Origin of the sequence: Silvimonas sp., assembly GCF_031291215.1 — a bacterium.
Classification (GTDB): domain Bacteria; phylum Pseudomonadota; class Gammaproteobacteria; order Burkholderiales; family Chitinibacteraceae; genus Silvimonas; species Silvimonas soli.
The window spans coordinates 539,774-559,247 of the sequence record NZ_JARLJK010000054.1 but is presented as its reverse complement, the minus strand read 5'-3'; the positions used below and the strand labels follow the sequence as shown (position 1 = coordinate 559,247).

At 57.3% G+C, this 19,474-nt stretch carries 15 protein-coding genes; 10 read left to right on the top strand and 5 right to left on the bottom strand.

The genetic code is table 11. The annotated features are described in order from the left end of the window. Positions 1-236 precede the first annotated feature (236 nt). The 4 genes from P4L78_RS04010 to P4L78_RS03995 all read left to right on the top strand — a co-directional run bounded on the left by P4L78_RS04010 (position 237) and on the right by P4L78_RS03995 (position 5,475). Positions 237-962 (top strand): amino acid ABC transporter permease, encoded by a 726-nt coding sequence (locus P4L78_RS04010; RefSeq protein ID WP_309327030.1) that lies wholly within the window; start codon positions 237-239, stop codon positions 960-962. Between the two features lie 3 nt (positions 963-965). Next, positions 966-1,652: an amino acid ABC transporter permease gene (locus P4L78_RS04005; protein WP_309327029.1), complete on the top strand. Its 687-nt coding sequence runs from the start codon at positions 966-968 to the stop codon at positions 1,650-1,652. Positions 1,653-1,813: 161 nt separating this feature from the next. Beyond that, entirely contained in the window at positions 1,814-2,452 is a 639-nt protein-coding gene (locus P4L78_RS04000; RefSeq protein ID WP_309327028.1) for a PEP-CTERM sorting domain-containing protein, read from the top strand. A 347-nt stretch (positions 2,453-2,799) separates the two neighbouring features. Then, complete coding sequence (locus tag P4L78_RS03995; protein ID WP_309327027.1) at positions 2,800-5,475, top strand: family 20 glycosylhydrolase; 2,676 nt, start codon at positions 2,800-2,802, stop codon at positions 5,473-5,475. A 101-nt stretch (positions 5,476-5,576) separates the two neighbouring features. Here the strand turns inward: P4L78_RS03995 and P4L78_RS03990 are convergent, their stop codons facing one another. After that, positions 5,577-6,347 (bottom strand): HAD-IIA family hydrolase, encoded by a 771-nt coding sequence (locus tag P4L78_RS03990; protein WP_283148883.1) that lies wholly within the window; start codon positions 6,345-6,347, stop codon positions 5,577-5,579. Positions 6,348-6,507: 160 nt separating this feature from the next. On the opposite strand from P4L78_RS03990, the gene P4L78_RS03985 reads away from it, so the two are divergent. Both P4L78_RS03985 and P4L78_RS03980 read left to right on the top strand, forming a co-directional pair. Then, on the top strand, positions 6,508-7,509 hold the full coding sequence (locus tag P4L78_RS03985) for a serine/threonine protein kinase (protein WP_309327026.1): 1,002 nt from the start codon (positions 6,508-6,510) through the stop codon (positions 7,507-7,509). A 407-nt stretch (positions 7,510-7,916) separates the two neighbouring features. Then, entirely contained in the window at positions 7,917-10,775 is a 2,859-nt protein-coding gene (locus P4L78_RS03980) for a DUF1631 family protein (protein ID WP_309327025.1), read from the top strand. A gap of 68 nt (positions 10,776-10,843) precedes the next feature. Here the strand turns inward: P4L78_RS03980 and P4L78_RS03975 are convergent, their stop codons facing one another. The 3 genes from P4L78_RS03975 to ada all read right to left on the bottom strand — a co-directional run bounded on the left by P4L78_RS03975 (position 10,844) and on the right by ada (position 13,918). Continuing rightward, complete coding sequence (locus P4L78_RS03975) at positions 10,844-12,028, bottom strand: benzoate/H(+) symporter BenE family transporter (RefSeq protein ID WP_309327024.1); 1,185 nt, start codon at positions 12,026-12,028, stop codon at positions 10,844-10,846. A gap of 133 nt (positions 12,029-12,161) precedes the next feature. Beyond that, positions 12,162-12,809: a DNA oxidative demethylase AlkB gene (gene alkB, locus P4L78_RS03970; protein WP_309327023.1), complete on the bottom strand. Its 648-nt coding sequence runs from the start codon at positions 12,807-12,809 to the stop codon at positions 12,162-12,164. Then, entirely contained in the window at positions 12,809-13,918 is a 1,110-nt protein-coding gene (gene ada, locus P4L78_RS03965) for a bifunctional DNA-binding transcriptional regulator/O6-methylguanine-DNA methyltransferase Ada (protein ID WP_309327022.1), read from the bottom strand. Before ada ends, alkB begins: the two co-directional genes overlap by 1 nt. Positions 13,919-14,125: 207 nt before the next feature. On the opposite strand from ada, the gene P4L78_RS03960 reads away from it, so the two are divergent. Next, positions 14,126-14,515: a hypothetical protein gene (locus P4L78_RS03960; protein ID WP_283148877.1), complete on the top strand. Its 390-nt coding sequence runs from the start codon at positions 14,126-14,128 to the stop codon at positions 14,513-14,515. A gap of 26 nt (positions 14,516-14,541) precedes the next feature. Here the strand turns inward: P4L78_RS03960 and P4L78_RS03955 are convergent, their stop codons facing one another. Next, complete coding sequence (locus P4L78_RS03955; RefSeq protein ID WP_309327021.1) at positions 14,542-15,924, bottom strand: MFS transporter; 1,383 nt, start codon at positions 15,922-15,924, stop codon at positions 14,542-14,544. Between the two features lie 174 nt (positions 15,925-16,098). Between P4L78_RS03955 and P4L78_RS03950 the strand changes: the two genes are divergently transcribed. The 3 genes from P4L78_RS03950 to dbpA all read left to right on the top strand — a co-directional run bounded on the left by P4L78_RS03950 (position 16,099) and on the right by dbpA (position 19,422). Continuing rightward, positions 16,099-17,043, top strand: a complete 945-nt coding sequence (locus tag P4L78_RS03950) for a LysR family transcriptional regulator (RefSeq protein ID WP_283148875.1) — start codon at positions 16,099-16,101, stop codon at positions 17,041-17,043. 192 nt (positions 17,044-17,235) lie between these two features. Next, positions 17,236-18,003 carry a type I methionyl aminopeptidase gene (map, locus tag P4L78_RS03945; RefSeq protein ID WP_309327020.1) on the top strand — a complete coding sequence of 256 codons (768 nt, stop codon included), beginning with the start codon at positions 17,236-17,238 and terminating at the stop codon, positions 18,001-18,003. Between the two features lie 27 nt (positions 18,004-18,030). Beyond that, positions 18,031-19,422 (top strand): ATP-dependent RNA helicase DbpA, encoded by a 1,392-nt coding sequence (gene dbpA / locus P4L78_RS03940; RefSeq protein WP_309327019.1) that lies wholly within the window; start codon positions 18,031-18,033, stop codon positions 19,420-19,422. Positions 19,423-19,474 lie beyond the last annotated feature (52 nt).

The following is a 19,474-nucleotide window of genomic DNA, read 5'->3' as shown; positions in this document are numbered from 1 at the left end:
AAAGGCGACCCCGCTGCCGCAAGGGGGCCCAAAGTCAAAAGCAAAAACAAACCGTCTGTTTGCCAGGTGGTCCACTACCTCTGTGGGTCGGAGCGTGGGTCTCCGGCTCTCGGTCGGCGTGGTCCGCCACATTGTGTTTCTACGGTAAAGCAGCGTTTCCGGGGTTGGTGTTTTACTCGTTTCATTCGATCCAGGCGTAAAAAACCTGCCATACACATCGCTCACGAATCTCCAATATGACCACCCTCCTCCTCTCCCCCAAATACCTCCACTGGATGGCCAATGGGCTGGCCATGACCGCCTGGGTGGCATTCATCGTCATTATCGCGGCCACGATAAGCGGGTTCTTGCTCGCATTAGCCCGCAACAGCACTCATCGCGGCTTGCGTACCCTCGCCACCGCTTATGTGCAGATATTTCGTAATACCCCACTGCTGATCCAGCTGTTCTTCTGGTACTTCGGCGCGCCTAATTTATTGCCGGAATCGGCCATGACCTGGTTGAATACGCCACATCAATGGCCATTACCTGGCATTACGCTGGCATGGCCATCGTTCGAGTTTCTTGCCGCCGTGTTCGGGCTGACGCTCTATGCCACGGCCTTTATTGCCGAGGATATTCGTTCCGGCCTGCGCGGCGTGCCGGGCGCACAAGTGGAAGCGGGGCTTTCTACCGGGCTCACCCGCTGGCAAACGTTGCGCTATATCGTGCTGCCACAAGCCCTTCGCATTACCCAGCCGCCGCTGTTTGGGCAGTACATGAATATCGTCAAAAACAGCTCGCTGACGATGGGAATCGGACTAGCCGAGTTGAGCTACACCTCGCGCCAGGTCGAGGCCGCCAGCTTTCTCACCTTTCAGGCATTTGGCGTGGCTACGCTGGGCTACATCGGCATCATTGCGCTGATCGAAGCACTTTCCCAACTCGCCCGTCGCCGCGCGGCATTGTCAGGGAGAGCCTGAGCCATGGATGCACTGATCGTGATCTGGCACAACCTGGACTACCTGCTGTGGGGTGCTTTTCCGGATGGCCCGTTGGGCGGAGCAGCGTTAACGCTACTGTTGAGCATCGGTTCGGCCGTCGCCTCGGCCGTGCTGGGCGCGCTCCTTGGCATTGCCCTGACCTTCTCGCGTGGCGTGGTCGGGCATGCGCTCACGCTGGTACTGGCATTTCTGCGGGCCATTCCGGTGTTGATGCTGATCTTCTGGACTTACTTTCTGCTGCCCATCGTGTTCGGGCTGGATGTGCCGGGCTTGCTGCCGGTGATGTGCGCACTCTCGCAGATCAGCGCGGCCTATCTGGCCCATGCGGTGCACGCAGGTATTCTGGCCATCCCCGCCGGTCAGTGGGATGCCGGTTATTCCGTGGGCTTTACCCGAGGTCAGGTGCTGCGATACGTCGTCCTGCCGCAAGCCCTGCGCATGATGGTGCCCAGCTTTGTAAACCAGTGGATCACGCTGATCAAAGATACGTCGCTGGCATATATCGTGGGCGTAAGCGAGTTATCGACCATCGCCAGTCAGGTCAGCAACCGGGTGATGATTCATCCAGTGCCCATCTTTCTGTTTGCCGGGGCCATTTATTTTGTGATTTGTGCAGCGCTGGATTGGGCGGCCGGGCGGGCTGCGCGAGGATTTACCCAACCAGCCTGAACTACTCAGCGCAAGTTCCAGCCACTCTCTGGGCGGAACGGGCCGCCGCCCATCTAAAAGCAGCAAAAATATGCGCAAAAAGCCGACGACCGATCAAGAATAAATCTCAATGTTCGCGTTCGATATCCGTTCTTGAATCGAGACATCGCCGGGAGATGACAATGCAATTGCAAATGGGCAAGACCCTTGCGCTGCTTAGTTGCGCAGCGACTCTGTTTGCATCTAGCAGCGCCTTGGCGTGGGACCAAAGCAACTGGAACTGGGTTGCTTTCTCGTCGCAAGGCTATCCCACTGGCGGGATTATTCAAAACTGCTGCGGTCAGCCTCCATACAATTACAACTATGTCTACTTTTTGAGCACCACCGAGCAGCAGCCCGATTTTGTGTCGATCAGCTATACCTTTCCCACCGCGCAAACAGTTGATCTGGATTGGTGGTATGGCAATGACGATCTGTTGCTCACCAAAAATGCGCAATTTGGTTATCTGCGTGATGGCGTGAAAACACCGTTTTTTGACTCCCTCTCCGATCAGTTCACCCTTGCTGACCTGAACGTGAGCGGTCGCTACCGGCATATTGGCGTGCTGGCGGGGCAAAATTTTGGCCTGTATGTCGACATGTCGGAAGGCAATGCGCCCAATCCGGTGGGCATAACCAGCCCGGTTCTGGCCGCCTTTACCGTGCATATCCTGCCTGCAGTGCCCGAGCCTGGCTCATGGGCATTGATGCTGGCGGGATTGGGCATTGCGGGTGTGCTCTGCCGCAAGAGCGGGCGCAAGCCCAGGCTAATTGCGTTGTGATACATGGCGTTCGAATCACCAAAGCTGGCTGATCTGCTTTGCCCGTATTTTTGCCATAAATTAAAAACAAGGCCAGTTAGTTCATCAGGCCCCGCCCGTACCCCTCTCCACCACTACGGCCACTTGCCAGATTCGCCATTTCTGGATTTGTTCATTGTCAATATTCCACCCGAGAATTTTGATAAAAGGCAACGACGGTTGCCGTCATGACGCCTACCGTTTGCCCCAGCACTTTTTAGCAGGCACTTGCACACGGACTCGTCCATAGATCCACCCAATGGGCGGACCGGCCCGCGCTGCGGCCATAACGATCTAACATCGAAATTGCTATTGCAGAGGACAACATCATGAAACTCAAACCGGGTCTGATTGCCTTATCCATGGCCTTGTCAGGTATGGCACTGGCTGCCACGCCGGATGCCGAGCTGACCAACACCATGGCTCATCAGCTCAACGTGCAATACGACGTGATTGCCAACGGTCTGGACGCTGCAAAATGCGCACCGCTGGGCGCGGATTGGGCCTCTTGTTATTCGGTGGACGTCACGCTGACCAACACTGGCGCGGCCATCAATGGCAAAGACTGGGAGATCTATTTTTCCAGCATCCGCCGGGTGCTGAAGGTAGACACTGACCAGTTCAAGATTACCCATCTGACTGGTGACCTTTACCGCCTGCAGCCGACCGAAAAGTTCAACGGCTTCGGCGCGAACGCCGCGATCAAGATTCCGCTGGTGCTGGAATACTGGCAAATCTCCACTTACGACACCATGCCCCGCTGGATGGTTAAGGCAGGTAACGCCGATGCCAAGGTAATCGCCAATACCAACACAGAAGACATCAATAGCTTTGTCGGGCCATTGGGCAAAAACTGGCAACGTACGGCCACCGACGCCAATGTGTTGATGAACGCCAGCAGCCGCTTCGAGCAATACAGCCAGACCCCGGCATTACCTCAAGCTGCCATTGCCGGCCGCATGATTCCAGAACCCATGCAGCAAACCATGACCGGTGGCAACATCACCATCGCCAACGGGCTGGAGCTGAAAGCAACCGGTTTAACGGCCAGTAACGTGGAGGCACTGCAGGCCCGCTTCAGAATGCTGGGCGTTGCGCCCAAGTCAGGGAATCTGCCAGCCAAAGTTGCGCCATTGCCTGTCCGTGTTTCGGTGCAACCCGATGCTGTGCCAGAAGCGGCCCGTAAAACCGAAGGCTACAGCCTGACCATTACGCCGCAGGGCGTGACCGTGACTGGCTACGATGCAGCTGGTGCATTCAATGGCGTGCAATCACTGCTGTCGCTGGTCAACGTGCAGGGTCCGACTGTTGTGCCAGCCATGCAGGTCGTCGATGCACCGCGCTTTAACTATCGTGCCTTCATGATTGACGTGGCCCGCAATTTCCACAGCAAGGCAATGGTGCTCAAGGCCATCGACCAGATGGCGGCGTACAAACTCAACAAGTTGCACTTCCATTTGTCTGACGATGAAGGCTGGCGACTGCAGATTCCTGGCCTGCCACAACTGACCGACGTGGGCGGCAAACGTTGCCTGGACCTGAGCGAAACCAAATGCCTGTTGCCACAGCTGGGGGCCGGGCCGGACACCTCAACCAATGGCAGTGGTTACTTCACTCGCGCTGAATTTATTGAGATTCTCAAGTACGCCCACGCCCGCAATATCGAAGTGATCCCGGAAATCGATATGCCGGCTCACTCCCGTGCTGCGGTAGTTTCGATGGAAGCGCGTTACAAAGAACTGTCGGCGCAAGGCAAAACCGCTGAGGCCAACGAATACCGCCTGGTTGATCCGCAAGACACCAGCAATATCACCACCGTGCAGTACTACAACCGCCTGTCGACACTGAACCCATGCCTGCCTTCGACCCTGAAGTTCACCGACAAGGTGATTGGCGAAGTGGCGAAGATGTATAAAGATGCCGGCCTCAAAATGAACACTTGGCACTTTGGTGCCGATGAAGCCAAAAACATCTTCCTCGGCGGCGGTTATGCCGACAAAAACGCGAAGGACAACGCGGGTAAGGGCCAGATGGACATGAGTCTGCAAGATCATCCGTGGGGCAAATCACCAGTCTGCCAGGCGTTGGTCAAATCGGGCAAAGTGGACAGCATGGAACACCTGCCTTCCTACTACGCCCATCAGGTCAACGGCTTGCTGCCGAAGTACGGCGTGACCAACTTCCAGGCATGGCAAGATGGTCTGAAGAAAGCGCCGAATGCCAAGGAATTCCCGGTGACACCGCGCGTCAACTTCTGGGACACCCTGTTCTGGGGCGGCGCTGATACAGCGTCCGAGATGAGTGCCAAGGGCTTTGCGCAAATCATTTCCAGCCCGGATTATGTCTATCTGGACTTCCCTAACGAAGTTGATCCAAATGAGCGTGGTTATTACTGGGGCGCACGTTCCAATACGCTGAAAAAGATCTTCACTTTCGCGCCGGAAAACCTGCCGCAGAATGCCGAAACGTCACTTGATCGGGATGGCAAGGCCTTCGAGGTCAAGTCGGCGGATGTCGCGCCGAATGTCATCGGCCTTTCCGCCCAGGTCTGGAGTGAATCGTTCCGTACTGACCAGCAATACGAATATATGGCCTTCCCGCGTCTGATCGCAGTGGCTGAACGCGCATGGCACAAAGCTTCATGGGAATTGCCATATCAATCGGGCGCGGTGTTCAAGTCCGGCGTAACGCATAACGTCGATGCCCAGGCAATTGCCAATGACTACACCGGCTTTGCCAATGCATTGGGGCAACGTGAACTGGCCAAGCTGGATCGGGCTGGTGTCGATTACCGTCTGTCCATGGTCGGTGCCAAGGTCGTGAACGGTAAGCTGGCGGCGGTAACTGAGTTGCCTGGCGTGCATATCCAGTATTCGCTGGATGCAGGTAAAACGTGGCAAGCATGGAATGCCGCCAATGCGCCAGCAGTGGCTGATCCGCAAGCTGTGCAGGTTCGTAGTGTCAGCACGGATGGCAAGCGCTTCGGTCGGGCCAGCGGTCTGTAACCAGGCACTGGTAAAACGCAATGCAAAACGCCCGGTTCATCAATCGGGCGTTTTTCATGCTGCGGCAGTAGCGGCCGGGCTTGGCCAGGTCGCTGTTGCAATCACAATGCTTCGATATCGATTTCGCCAACATTGTTGAAAACGTGGTTTGGCTTGTACGGGAACTGTTTGATCGATTCCCGGGTACTCACGCCAGACAACACGAGCACAGTGGTCATCCCTGCTTCCAGACCGCCAACAATATCGGTGTCCATGCGATCACCAACCATCACCGCGTCGTCCGGATGCACGCCCAGCTTGCGTGTCGCCAAAGTCATCATCAGTGCATTGGGTTTGCCGACGATGTAGGGCGTTTTGCCCGTTGCGGCAGCGATGGCGGCCAGGATGGTCCCCGCCGCCGGTTCATTGCCACCTTCCACCGGATCGATCATGTCGGGGTTGGTACCGATGAACTTGGCGCCGCCATCAATCAGGCGTACGGCTTTTTTCATTTGCTCATAGCTGAAGCTGGTAGTCTTGCCCACCACCACGTAATCCGGGTTCGACTCTGAAATCGAATAGCCAACGTTATATAACTCGTTGATCAAGCCGCCGCCGCCCACCACATATACCGTAGCGTGTTCTTTCTGGCTTTTCAGGAACATGGCCGTGGCCATGGCGCTGGTAATGAAGTTGTCTTCAGTCAGGCCTTTGATCCCCAGATGTTCCAGCTTGAGTTTCAAATCCAGCGGCGTTTGTTCGGCGTTGTTGGTCAAAAACAAAAACGGCGTTTTGGCAGCCAGCAAGCGCTGCACAAAGTCGTTGGCGCCGGGGATCAAGGCTTTGCCCCGATAAATCACGCCGTCCATATCTGAAATAATGCTTTTGGTCATGGCTCTGTGTCTGTGTGGTGAGTCGGATTTTTGCATCATGCCGTCTGGCCGGATTGGGCTGGTTGATCCAGGTCGCGGCAATACGCAAACAGCATGACGTGAAAAGGCCATATACCGCAAGTTGCTCGCGGCAAAAGCGCTGCACTGGCATCATGACGGCATGACAGAAAACACGCAGCAAACCCCGCCTTTTGCCGGACTCACCCCGGATTGTGTCCTCAATGCCATTGAATCCACCGGACTGATCGCTGATGGCCGCCTGCTGGCCTTGAACAGCTACGAGAACCGCGTTTATCAAGTAGGCATTGATGAAGGCCCGGCCGTAGTCGCCAAGTTTTATCGCCCTTTGCGCTGGAGCAATGCGGCCATTGCCGAAGAACATGCGTATAGCGCCGAACTGGCCGCCAGTGAAATCCCGGTAGTCGCGCCACTGCTTATCAACGGTGCCACCTTGCACGAATATCAGGGCTATCGCTTCGCCCTGTTCCCGCGTCGCGGCGGGCGCGCACCAGAGCTGGATAATCTGGATACACTGGCCTGGCTTGGCCGTTTTATGGGTCGCATTCACGCCGTAGCCGCGCAGAAATCTTTTGGCGAACGCCCGGCGTTGAATCCCGAAACGTTTGGCGTTGAGCCACGCCGCTTTTTGCTGGATAACGGCTTTATTCCGGCCGACCTGCTCGCAGCCTGGGAATCAGTCAGCGCCCAGGCCCTGGAAGGCGTGCAGCGTTGCTACGAACGGGCAGGCGATATTCGTAACATCCGACTGCATGGAGATTGCCACGCCGGCAATATCCTGTGGACTGACGATGGCCCGCACTTTGTCGACTTTGACGATTGCCGCAGCGGCCCGGCCATTCAGGATATCTGGATGATGTTGTCTGGCGAGCGCCAGGAAATGACCGTGCAGCTCTCCGAGATCATGGAAGGCTACGAATCATTTGCCGACTTTAACGCCCGTGAGTTGCATCTGGTCGAAGCCCTGCGCACGCTGCGGCTGATCCATTACTCGGCATGGCTGGCCCAGCGCTGGAACGATCCCGCCTTCCCCGCGGCCTTTCCCTGGTTCAATACGCAACGTTACTGGCAAGACCGCGTGCTGGAGCTGCGCGAGCAAGTGGCCTTGATGGACGAACCCGCTCTGCCGTTGCGCGGGTTTTGAGCGCGATCGCTGGCCCAATGCGGCCAGCTCGCTGCTATCAATAACGAAGCCGTCTCTTGACACAACTCGTTACCGAGGCATGCGCCAACGATCGCTCGGCGGCGCTGCTCGCGCACCCTTTTGCGCTACGTTTCGCCTGAAAATGGCGAGTACTTGTCAGAAATATGACCAATACCCGTCAGCTTTCGTAGGGAAAAAACCTTACTCTCTCAGGAAAAAGACAGCCAGGCGGGCCCAGTGGCGGTATAACCGGGGATGAACGGTGTCGCAACCGGCATACACCTGGCATATTAGCCTCGCTAATATGTCGCAGATCACATGCTATTTGCTTACAATCAGTTCAATACCTCGATATCTCTGATTGATATCTCTAAATACACGCCACTGGCGAAGGGCAGCAGCAAAAGATGGATCGAAACGCGGTACTAGCCCAGACACGTAAAGAATTCCTCAAGGCCTTTGCCGAGGCTGTGGATGCTCTGACTCCCGTTTCCTTGCATAACCTGGATGAACTGGCCGAATCTGCTGGTACCGCAGCAGAGCGTTATTCGCGGTTTGATGCACGCAGCGTGCTCTTCAAGCGCGACATTGAAATACGCCAGCAGCTCAATCAAAAAATGGAAGGCCTGCTCAATCGCGCCTTTCAGACCGCCTATAGCACCCTGCGCCCTTCGTTTGCCGACGCTTTTACCCAGACCACGCTCAGCCTGATTGATACCTCGGCGCAAGAAGAAGAAGTGCGCCTGGATAACATCATGCGGCGCTATCGCAATTCGGCCGAACAGCAACTGCGTGATCTGAATATCCGTATCGCCGTGCTGTTTGGGCAAGAAGACATCAAAGAGCGGGAAAATCCCTTCCGGCCTTACCTGTTTACGCGTTGTATCACCCAGACCGTGGATGCGCTGGGTCTGGAAGAAGATACTGCGCTGGTGCTCACCGACCAACTGGCATCCGACATGACCGGGCCGGTGGTCAAAATCTACGAACAGCTGAATGAACATCTGGCGGCGCAAGGCATTGCCAGCACGCTACAACTGAAAATTCGTCGCAGCAAAGCCGCACCTTGGCAGCAGGGCCAACAAGCGCCACAACCTGGCCAGCCACAGGGTCATGATGACGTAATGGGTGGCATGGGTGGTGCCGACGGCCATGACTCCAACTATGTTGGCGAAATGCCTTTTAATCCGGCTGGTTTGCAATCGCCATTCGGCGCGCCGCCGGGCATGGGCTTTAACCCGGGCATGATCCCGACCATGCCGGCGATGTCGGCACCACAGCCAGATCGCAGCGACCAGTTGCTGCAGTTTGTACAACACGCTTTGGGTATGGGACCGGAGCCAGCGGCATTGCAGGCACACAGCGCACAAACGCAAGGTAGCGGCTCACCACAATACGGTGCGGCTCCCGGCTGGTCCGGTGGCGGTGGCGCTGGTCAAAGCTGGCCTGCGGGCCAAGGCGGGGGACAGATGCCCGCAGGCGGCGGCCCCGGCCAATATGGCGCAGGCATGGCGCCGCAGCCTTATGGCTACGGCGGCGGCGCTGCCCAGGGGCAAGGTCAAGGTCAGGGTCAAACGCCGGGGGAGCAAGCTGGCGGGCGCCGCGGCTGGCTGGGCGCAACTCAGGGCGTGGGTGAAGTTCTGCGTAATCTGTTTACCAAATCGCGCTCCGGTTCTGCCGGTTCTGCGGCGGGCGATTACGCTGAAGAAGACCACTTGCCCTTTAATGAATACGAACCCAGTGCCGGTGCGGATGGCAGCCTGGCTGGCATTGGTGTTCGCGGCGCGAGCGGCGGCATCATTCGCCATACGCCACTGTCCGGCATGGTCGAAGAACTGCAATTTGCTGCCACACCGACTGTGGAACAGATTTTTGACAACGGTCGCGTACGCAACCTGATTCTGGAAGCACGTTCGCGCTTGTCGGATGTCGCCAAAGACAGTTCCGAGCAGATGATTATCGATACAGTCGCCATGCTGTTCGAGTTCATCTTGAGCGATAGCGAAGTACCGGCTGAAGTGCGCGCACAGTTGGGCCGACTGCAGTTCCTGGTGCTCAAAACGGCGCTGCTCGACCCCGAATTCTTTACCCAGGCTCACCACCCTGCCCGCATGCTGGTGAACCGCATTGGCTCGATTTCGCTGGGCCTGCGTTCACTTGATCCAACCGGTGAACGCATCAGCGTCGAGATTCGCCAGATCATTGAAACCTTGCTGGCCGACAAAACTGAAGGCCTGGCGTTGTTTGGCGCCATGCTGGATGAGTTCGACGCGTTTATTGCGCGCGAACTGCGCAACGCCAGCACGTCGGTTGAACGCGCCGTCGAGGCAGTAGAAAACGCGGAAAACCACACCCTCGATTACGCCCGCACTAGCGGCATGTTGGGCGATTCGCTCTCCAATTACCGACTTGATGGCTATCTACACGATTTTCTGGTCAATGACTGGACCCACGCCATTGAACGGGCCGGTCGCAGCAACCCGGATCGCGCCTTGAGTTACCGTTTGCTGGTGCCGGATTTGATCTGGAGCCTGGCGCCCAAAGTGTCACTCAGCGAACGCAAAGAACTGTTGGGAATGATTCCAGGCATGCTGGCAACCCTGCGCGTGGGGCTGGAAGACACCGGCCTGCCCAAGCCGGATCAGCAAAAGTTGCTGACATGGCTGGCCGAATCGCACCGCCTGGCCTTGTCCGCCACGCATGTCTCCGCACCGGTGCCACCCGTTGAAATGGTGCGCGAGAACTTTGTTTCTTTCCTCGCGGCTGAAGCTGCGGACACCACCAACGCCGCAGTTGCCCCGGCCTTTGATCGGCAAATGGTCACCGAGGCGATTAACGAGTTGGCAGTGGAGCTGGATCTGATCGATCACATGCTGGAACTGGACGAAGAAGCCCTGCCCGCCATTCCTGCCAAAGAAACCGCAACGCCGGAAGAAATCGCGCAAGACGAGGCGGTGGATGCGGGCTTGCAAGACGGCGTTACCGTGGAGGTCAACCTCACCGGTCATCCGGCCACTGCCCGCCTGAACTGGGTCAGCAGTTCTGCCACCACATTGGTTTTGACGATGGAAGGCAACGATCGCCCCTCCGTTATCAGCGTCAAATTGTTCAAGCGCTTGCTGGCTGCAGGTCGCGCCCGGTTCCTGGAAACCACACCGCTGTTCGAGCGCGCAATCCAGTCCTTGCTCAACTCGGCCGACAAGCTGGATTCGGCACCGGCTACGCCTTTCAATCCGGCAGCCGGCCCGCAACCTGCCATGTTCTAATCATGTGTTGATAGCCGGATCAGGCAAAAAAGGGCCACGCAATTGCTGGCCCTTTTTTTATTTTTCCGTCAAACACAGGTGCGGCGCCAGCCGTTCAGTATCGCAATCGTAAGCCCGCCCGCGACCAAGCCCCAGAAGGCCGAACCGATACCAAACAGGCTGGTACCGCTGGCTGTGACCAGAAAAGTAATCATGGCCGGTTCACGCAAGTTGTCATCACGCATCGCGGTACTGAGACTGTTGGCAATGGTGCCAAATAGCGCGATCCCGGCGATGGCCATCACCAGTTCTTTGGGGAAGGCCGTAAACAAAGCGCCGACGGTGGCGCCAAACAAGCCCGCCAGCAAATAGAATATCCCGGCAAAGATCGCGGCCAGATAGCGCTGGGACGGGTCTTCATGGGCGTCTTTACCCATGCACAACGCCGCGGAAATTGCCGCCAGATTCACCGCAAAGCAGCCAAACGGCGCCAACACCAAGGTGGTGACCCCGGTCCAGGTAATCAACGGCGAAACCGGCGTGTTGTAACCAGCCGCCCGCATGACCGCGACGCCGGGCACGTTTTGCGAAGCCATGGTCACCACAAACAGCGGTATCCCCACGCCGATCAACACTTGCCAGGAAAACGCCGGGGTCACCCAGACTGGCCGGGCGATTTGCAATTGCAGGCCGTTCAGATGCAACTGGCCTTGCAATGCGGCCAGCGCAATGCCCAGCAGTAACACCAGAATTACGCAGTAACGCGGCCAGAAACGCTTCAGTACCAAGTACGCCACAAACATCGCCAACACCATGGCAAAGTTGGTTTTCATGGCCACAAATGCGTTCATGCCGAAATGCACCAGCACCCCGGCCATCATCGCGGCGGCCACTGGCAGCGGCAGATGATTCATTACCCGCTCAAACCAGCCGGTGATGCCGCTCAAGGCCATCAATGCGCCACAAAACACAAAAGCGCCGATGGCGTATTCCATAGGCACGCCCGACAGAGAAGTCACCAGCAACGCCGCGCCCGGCGTCGACCACGCGGTGACAACCGGATTGCGGTAACGCAAGCTCAGGCCAATACAGGTAATGCCCATGGCAAAACCCAATGCCGCAATCCACGATGACACCTGTGCGGGAGAGGCCCCCGCTGCTTGCGCGGCCTGGAAGATGATCGCCACTGAACTGGTGAACCCCACCAGTACCGTCACAAAGCCGGCGGCAACGGTAGACAGCGGTAAGGGGCGTGGCAGTGATAAACCGGACATGAAGCGTGCCTTTGCAAACTCGGGAACAAGAACCTGATATTACGTTGCCATATCCGCAGGCGTATCGGTACACCTTGCGGGCAAAGCTGGCGCTACAGGTACAGTGGGCGAGATGACGCCGAACTATCTGTGTTTAGAGTGCAGCACGAAAAGTGAGGTTGATCCGGCAATTGCCGGTAAATGGATCATCGCCATCGGCCAAGGGAGCGATGCCGTGAAAAGCCAGCCGCGACGGGCCGCCCCATACCGCTACATCACCATGTTCCACGCGATATTTACGGGTTTTGTCGCTGCGATTCAGTCCACCAAACAAAAACACCGCAGGCAAACCCAGCGACACAGACACAATCGGCGCACGGGCATCGTCTTCGTCTTTATCCTGATGCAAAGACAAGCGCGAACCGGGCACGTAGCGGTTGATCAGGGCGGCGTCCGGCGCAAAGCCATTGAAACCCGCAGCCTCTGCCGCACGCCGGGCCAGATCACTGAACAAGACTGGCATCTGCGGCCAGAGCAAACCCGTTTGCGGATCATGCGGCGCGTAGCGATAACCGCGTTCATCCGACACCCAGCCCACGCGACCGCAGTTGGTCATGGCGACCGACATCGTATAGCCACCCGGCGTAACCAGATGGCGAAACGGTGCCACGCGGCTGATTTCGGCCACGCACGCCAGCAAAGCCGGGGCAATGTCCCGGGCGAATCCGCGCAGCAGCACGGCGCCTGGCGCGATCTGTTCCTCACCTTGCAACATGCCGCTGAATAAATCGCCCATCGCCATCAGTTCTTCTCCGACTCCAGTTCCAGCAAGGCGCGCTTGCGCTCCACGCCCCAGCGGTAACCAGATAAAGCGCCATCATTGCGCACCACCCGATGACACGGAATCGCCACCGCCAAGGCGTTGGCGGCACATGCCTGCGCTACCGCCCGCACTGCCTTGGGCGAACCGATACGCTGGGCGATATCGGTGTAACTGGCGGTGCTGCCTGGCGGAATGTCGCGCAGCGCCTGCCACACGCGCTGCTGGAACGCGGTGCCGCGAATATCCAGCGGCAACGCCAGCCCCAGCGTGGGGTCATCGACAAAACCGATCACTTGCGCCATCCAGGCTTCAAACGCAGCGTCACCACCGGTCAACTCCGCATTGGGAAAGCGGTCCTGCAAATCGCGCACCAGTTCATCTGGATCATTGCCCAGCAAAATGCTGCACACGCCTTGTTCGGTTGCCGCGACCAGAATCGCCCCCAAAGCGCACTGGCCCACGCCAAAACGAATCAGCGCGCGCTGACCGCCACGTTGGTAGTCGCGCGGTTTCATTCCCAGTAACTGGCTGGATTTCTCGTAAAAGCGCCCACTAGAGCCAAAACCGGCGCCGTACAAAGCATCGGTAACGCTATCGCTGCGCTGCAGTTCGTCGCGCACTCGCCCGGCCCGGTGTGCAACGGCGTATTCACGTGGAGTGACGCCGGTGATGTTTTTGAAAACATGATGAAAATAATAGCGGCTCAGCCCGGCCACGCTGGCTAACTCGGCCAGCGCCGGTAGCGTTTCACTACTTTCAATCAACCGGCAAGCCTGGGCCACCGCTTTGGCGTGTTGCAGCGCCAGCGATTCCTGATCCGGCTTACAGCGTTTGCAGGCACGAAAACCGGCCTGTTCCGCTTGCGCTCCGGAGTCATAAAAACCGACATTCTCACGCCGGGCATGGCGTGACGGGCAAGATGGTCGGCAATAGACGCCAGTGGTGCGCACGCCATAGCAGAAGGCACCGTCAGCCGCTTTATCGCGACGCAAGATGGCGTCCCAGCGCTCTTCTTCGCTGGCATAACCAGATGATTGGTCAACAGTTGCTTGCGGGTTCATTGCGGGCATAAGAAGTTGGGCAGACATGATTGCTCCCGGTTCAGTGGTGCAACCATATTCGTTCATCATGCCACGACCAGCACTCCGCGCCTTGCTTTCAAATTCATCAGCGCAAAACAACACCTGATAGCCGCAGGCGGTGGCGTTTGTTGCATCCTGGCGCAGATACGCCATTATTCAGCACAGAATCATCCAAAAAACCTTCACCGCTCATTTCAGGCAAAAGGCAGATTCATGCGTAGCACCAGCGTTTGGCGAGTTGTATTACTGGCAGTGCTGTTTATGGCACTTGGCCATTATCTGATTCCGGCGCAGCGATTTTCAATCAGCTACAACGGTGAGCCCGTGCATGGCTTCGCGACTTGGGGTCTGGCGGCTGGCAGTGTGCTACTTGCCTTGGTGGCGGAATCGCTAGTGGCAATGTTGCTCATGCTGCTGCTGGCTGGATCATCCATCTTGCTGGTGACGCTGATTCTGGCGCCAGTGCTGCTGATTCTGCTGGCGATTTTTCTGATGCTGCCATTGTTGATCCCCGGCGTGCTGATCGCGGGGATCGTGGCGATTGTATTCATGCGCAACAAGACGCAGCAAGATGATCGGGCATCCCGACAGCATCACAACTGAATGACCGATATACCTGGCGCCAGCGTTTAACCTGGCGCCATTTTCTTGGTTACGCCATTGGCCATGCGCATGCAACTCACTCCAGCAGCGCAAATGGCAAACAGTGCTGCGGCCAGCAAGCTATTGCGGGTGCCGTTCATGGGAAACAAACTAAACATCAGCGCCACCAGTGATGCGCCCATGGTCTGCCCCAGCAAACGCGCTGTACCGAGCATGCCGCTGGCTCCGCCGCCGCGATGAGCGGGAGCCGACGAGAGCATGGCAAAGTTGTTGGGCGACTGAAAGAAGCCAAAGCCAATACCGCACAGTGTCATACGCCAAGCGATATCCAGCCCGGACGGATCAGCCGGTAACAGCGCCAGCAGTAGTAGACCAGCCGCGAAAATGGCCATTCCTACTCCCCCGAGCATGCCTGGCGAGTATTTCTTTTCTACCAGGCGCCCGGCCAGCGGTGCGACAAACACAATCGCCAAGGGCCACGGTGTGAGCAACAGCCCCGTTTGCGTAGCGGTACGGCCCAGGGTTTCCTGCAGGTAAAACGGCAGCGACACCATGGCCAGCATTTGCGCACAGAACGAGCAGATCGAAGTACAAATCGACAAGCCAAAGATCGGAATGCGCAGCAGATCAATCGGCAACAAAGGTGCAGACAGCGTCAATTGGCGGCGCACAAAGAAATAACCCACCACGATCGCAACCGCCAGCATCGCCAGCACCAATAGACGATTGGCCTCGTGCCCCAGACCGTCGATGCTGAAAATCAGCAATCCAAAGGTCAAGGCATTGAGCAGCGCGCTTTTGAAGTCGAATGCGTGCGTGGCTTTGTGGGCGTTGTTGGGCAAAGCTTTCATGGCAATCACAAACGCCAGCACGCCCAATGGCAGGTTGATGGCGAACAGCCACTGCCATGACGCCACCGCCAGAATCGCCGCAGCAATGGTCGGGCCAGCCGCCGACGAAAGCGCCACAATCAGCGAGTTCAGGGCCATACCGCGCCCCAACTGGGCTTTGGGATAAATCACCCGGATCAACGCCGCGTTTACGCTCATCAAACCGGCAGCGCCAAAGCCTTGCAGAATCCGGGCGATGGTCAGCGTGGTAAGCGAATCAGACAACGCGCAAATCACCGAGGTCACCGTAAACACGGCCAGACCGGTTTGATAAACCCGCCGGTAGCCATAGATATCGCCCAGCGAAGAAAACGCCAGCAGCGACACGGTGATAGCCAATTGGTATGCGTTGACCACCCAGATCGATGCAGCCGGGCTGGCGTGCAGATCACGGGCAATAACCGGTAAAGCAATATTGGCGATGGCCCCATCCAGCACAGCCATGCTGATGGCCAAGGCAACGGTCAGGATTGCCCAATAACGTTTGGGGAGCGGTACGCCGTCAGCCTGAATATTCATTTTGGGTAGGTATCACGCAAAAGAACACCTCGCGGCCACAGTGGCGTAGAGGTGTAAAGTGCAAGGAAACTCTGAGCATACAGTCTAGAAAAATGGTCAGTTAATGTCGATAATATCAATCGACCTATTTGATATGAATTTCGACCCAATAAGCCTGACCGAAAAAACCCCGCCATGGAATTGAGACAACTGCGGTACTTTGTGGCCGTTGCCGAGGAACTGCACTTTGGCCGTGCCGCAGAGCGGCTGGAAATGACTCAGCCACCGCTGAGCCAGCAGATACAGGCACTGGAACAGGACATGGGCGTGCGGCTGTTTAATCGCACCAACCGCCGCGTCGAGCTCACCCAGGCCGGGCGTTCATTTCTGAATGACGCCCGTCTGATACTCAAGCAACTGGATCAAGCGGTCGAACAAGCCGTACGCGCGCATCGCGGGCAATCGGGGGAATTGCGGCTGGGCATTACCGGTTCGGCGCCATTTACCGCGGTGTTTGCCCGTTCGATTCATGATTTTCGCGAAAGCCATCCGGCAGTGCAGCTCACTTTGCGGGAAATGACTACGCCCCATCAGATTGACGCGCTGATGGAACGACGGCTGGATATTGGCGTAATCAGGCCAATCGCCGTACCCGATGCTTTGCAGATTATCGAACTCTTGCAAGAGCCCTTGGTCATTGCCATGCACACCAGCCACCCCGCCGCGCAGGGCGATCCGGCCGTGCCGGTATCGCTGGAACAATTTGCCCACGACGGCTTTGTGATGTTTCCGCGCGGCATTGGCATTACGCTGGCTGAACAGGTCTGGCATTTGTGCCGCGATGCCGGTTTTACGCCCAACATCGTGCAGGAAGCGCGGGAAACCTCGACGCAGATTGCCTTGATTGCCGCCGGGTTTGGCGTGGGTATCATGCCCGCTCTGCAACAGCGTATTCAGGTAGAAACCGTGGCTTATCGCACCATTGACCACCCTGCCGCACGCACAGCGGTCTGGCTGGTCCATCGGCGCGAAAGCCAGCCCGCGCTGGTGCAAGCATTTCTGGAACGGGTACGTGACGAAGTTCGGCGTACTCGCGCAGCCGATGCGAGCGGCGCGGCAGCTGCGTGGGTATCTCCCTGAATTGACAGCAAGAATTGCCCAAAGCCTGTGGATTGAAGAACCCCGCACTCAAAAAGGCAAATATCGCGCGCTACAAAGCTGACCCAACGGAGTCTATCGGGCCAAAAAACGCGAAAAAGCTGTATGTCCCGCACATTGCACGGGATAATCCGTTTATGGATAGCTGCCTCAGGCAGAAAACAAAGGATTGCAATGCCCATTACCCTCAAAACGCCCGAACAGATTGAGTCTATGCGCGTGGCTGGCCGCTTGGCCGCCGAAGTGCTGGAGATGATCAGCGAATACGTGCAGCCGGGCGTGTCGACTGAAGAACTGGATCGGCGCTGTTTTGAATACATCACCAAAATCCAGAAAACCGTTCCGGCAAATGTCGGTTATCACGGTTTCCCCAAAACGCTGTGTACCTCGGTCAATGGCGTGGTTTGCCACGGTATTCCCAGCCCCAAGGAACTGCTCAAGGATGGCGATATCGTCAATATCGACGTTACCGTCATCAAAGATGGCTGGCACGGCGATACCAGCCGCATGTTCTACGCCGGTACGCCCTCACCCGCCGCGCAAAAACTGGTCGATACGACTTTTGAAGCAATGATGGCAGGCATTGAAGTGGTAAGACCGGGCGCGACGCTGGGCGATGTGGGTCACGCAATCCAGACGCTTGCCGAAAGCCGCGGTTATTCGGTGGTGCGCGAATATTGCGGCCATGGCATTGGTCGGGTGTACCACGAAGACCCGCAAGTGCTGCATTACGGCCGCCCCGGCACCGGTCTGCGCCTGAAAAAAGGCATGACCTTTACTGTGGAGCCGATGATCAATGCCGGTGAACCAGGAGTGCGCTCACTGGCCGATGGCTGGACCGTTGTGACCCGTGACGGCTCGCTGTCCGCGCAATGGGAACACATGATCGCCGTAACCGACGACGGTTTTGAAATTCTTACCCCCTGGCCCTCAAGCCTCTAATCCACACTTAAAAATCGAGGACGCCCTGTGACCAGGAAACAACCTTTTTCCGCGCTGCCATTGTCGCCAGAACAACTGGCCAATCTGGACAGCCTTGAATACTTTGAAATGACCGACATCCAGGCCCGCAGCTTGCCGCTGATCCTGGATCGCAAAGATGTCATCGCCCAAGCCAAAACCGGCAGCGGCAAAACCGCGGCGTTTGGCCTTGGCATTTTGCATAACCTGAACCCCAAGCTGTTTGCGATTCAGGCGCTGGTGATGTGCCCGACGCGCGAACTGGCCGATCAGGTGGCCAAATCGCTGCGCCAGTTGGCGCGGCATATGGACAACATCAAGATCGTCACGCTGTGTGGCGGCACGCCGATGGGGCCACAGATTGGCTCGCTGGAACACGGTGCGCATATCGTGGTCGGCACGCCGGGCCGCCTGCACGATCACCTGTTCCGCGAAACGCTGGACCTGCGTCGCATCAACACACTGGTGCTGGATGAAGCCGACCGCATGATCGATATGGGCTTCTTTGACGAAGTCGCCAACATCGTGCGCCAGTGTCCGCAACGCCGGCAGACTCTGCTGTTCTCGGCCACGTATACGGAAGACGTACGCAAGCAAAGTGCAGAGTTCTTGCGCCAGCCAGTGGAAGTCAAAGTGGAATCGTTCCACGATGCCAACCGCATCGAGCAACGTTTTTACGACGTTGAACCCACCGAGCGTAACGCTGCCGCCGCGCAGATTATTGAGCATTTCCGTCCGGTTTCCACGCTGGCGTTCTGCAACACCAAAATCCATTGCCGCGAGCTGACCGAAGAACTGCGGGCGCGTGGTTTGTCGGCCCTGGCTCTTTATGGCGATATGGAACAACGTGATCGCGACGAGATTCTGGTGCGCTTTGCCAATCGCAGCTGTTCCATCCTGGTTGCTACCGACGTGGCTGCGCGCGGGTTGGATATTGCCTCGCTGGACATGGTGCTGAACGTCGACGTCTCCAAAGATGCTGAAGTCCACGTCCACCGTATTGGCCGGACTGGTCGCGGCAAAGAACGTGGTCTGGCAGTGACGCTGGCGGCAGCCAACGAAAAGAAATGGGTCAAGCTGATTGAGGACTACCAGCAAGGCGTCAAAGCCGTCTGGCATCACCTGAACGAAGCCAAGCCTGCCGATGGCAAAACGCTACAGCCGCCCATGTCCACACTGGCCATTGCCGCTGGCCGCAAAGAAAAAATCCGCCCCGGCGATGTACTGGGCGCGCTGACTGGCGATGCCGGTTTCAAGGGCGAACAGATCGGCAAAATCAATGTGTTTGATTTTTCGACCTTTGTTGCAGTCGACCACAATATTGCCGATGAAGCCTGCAAGCGGCTTTCCAACAGCAATATCAAGGGCAAGCGTTTCAAAGTACGGCTGATGGACGAATAAATCGCGCGCGGAGATACACGCTCAAAACAAAGGCCCGGATCATCACTACTCC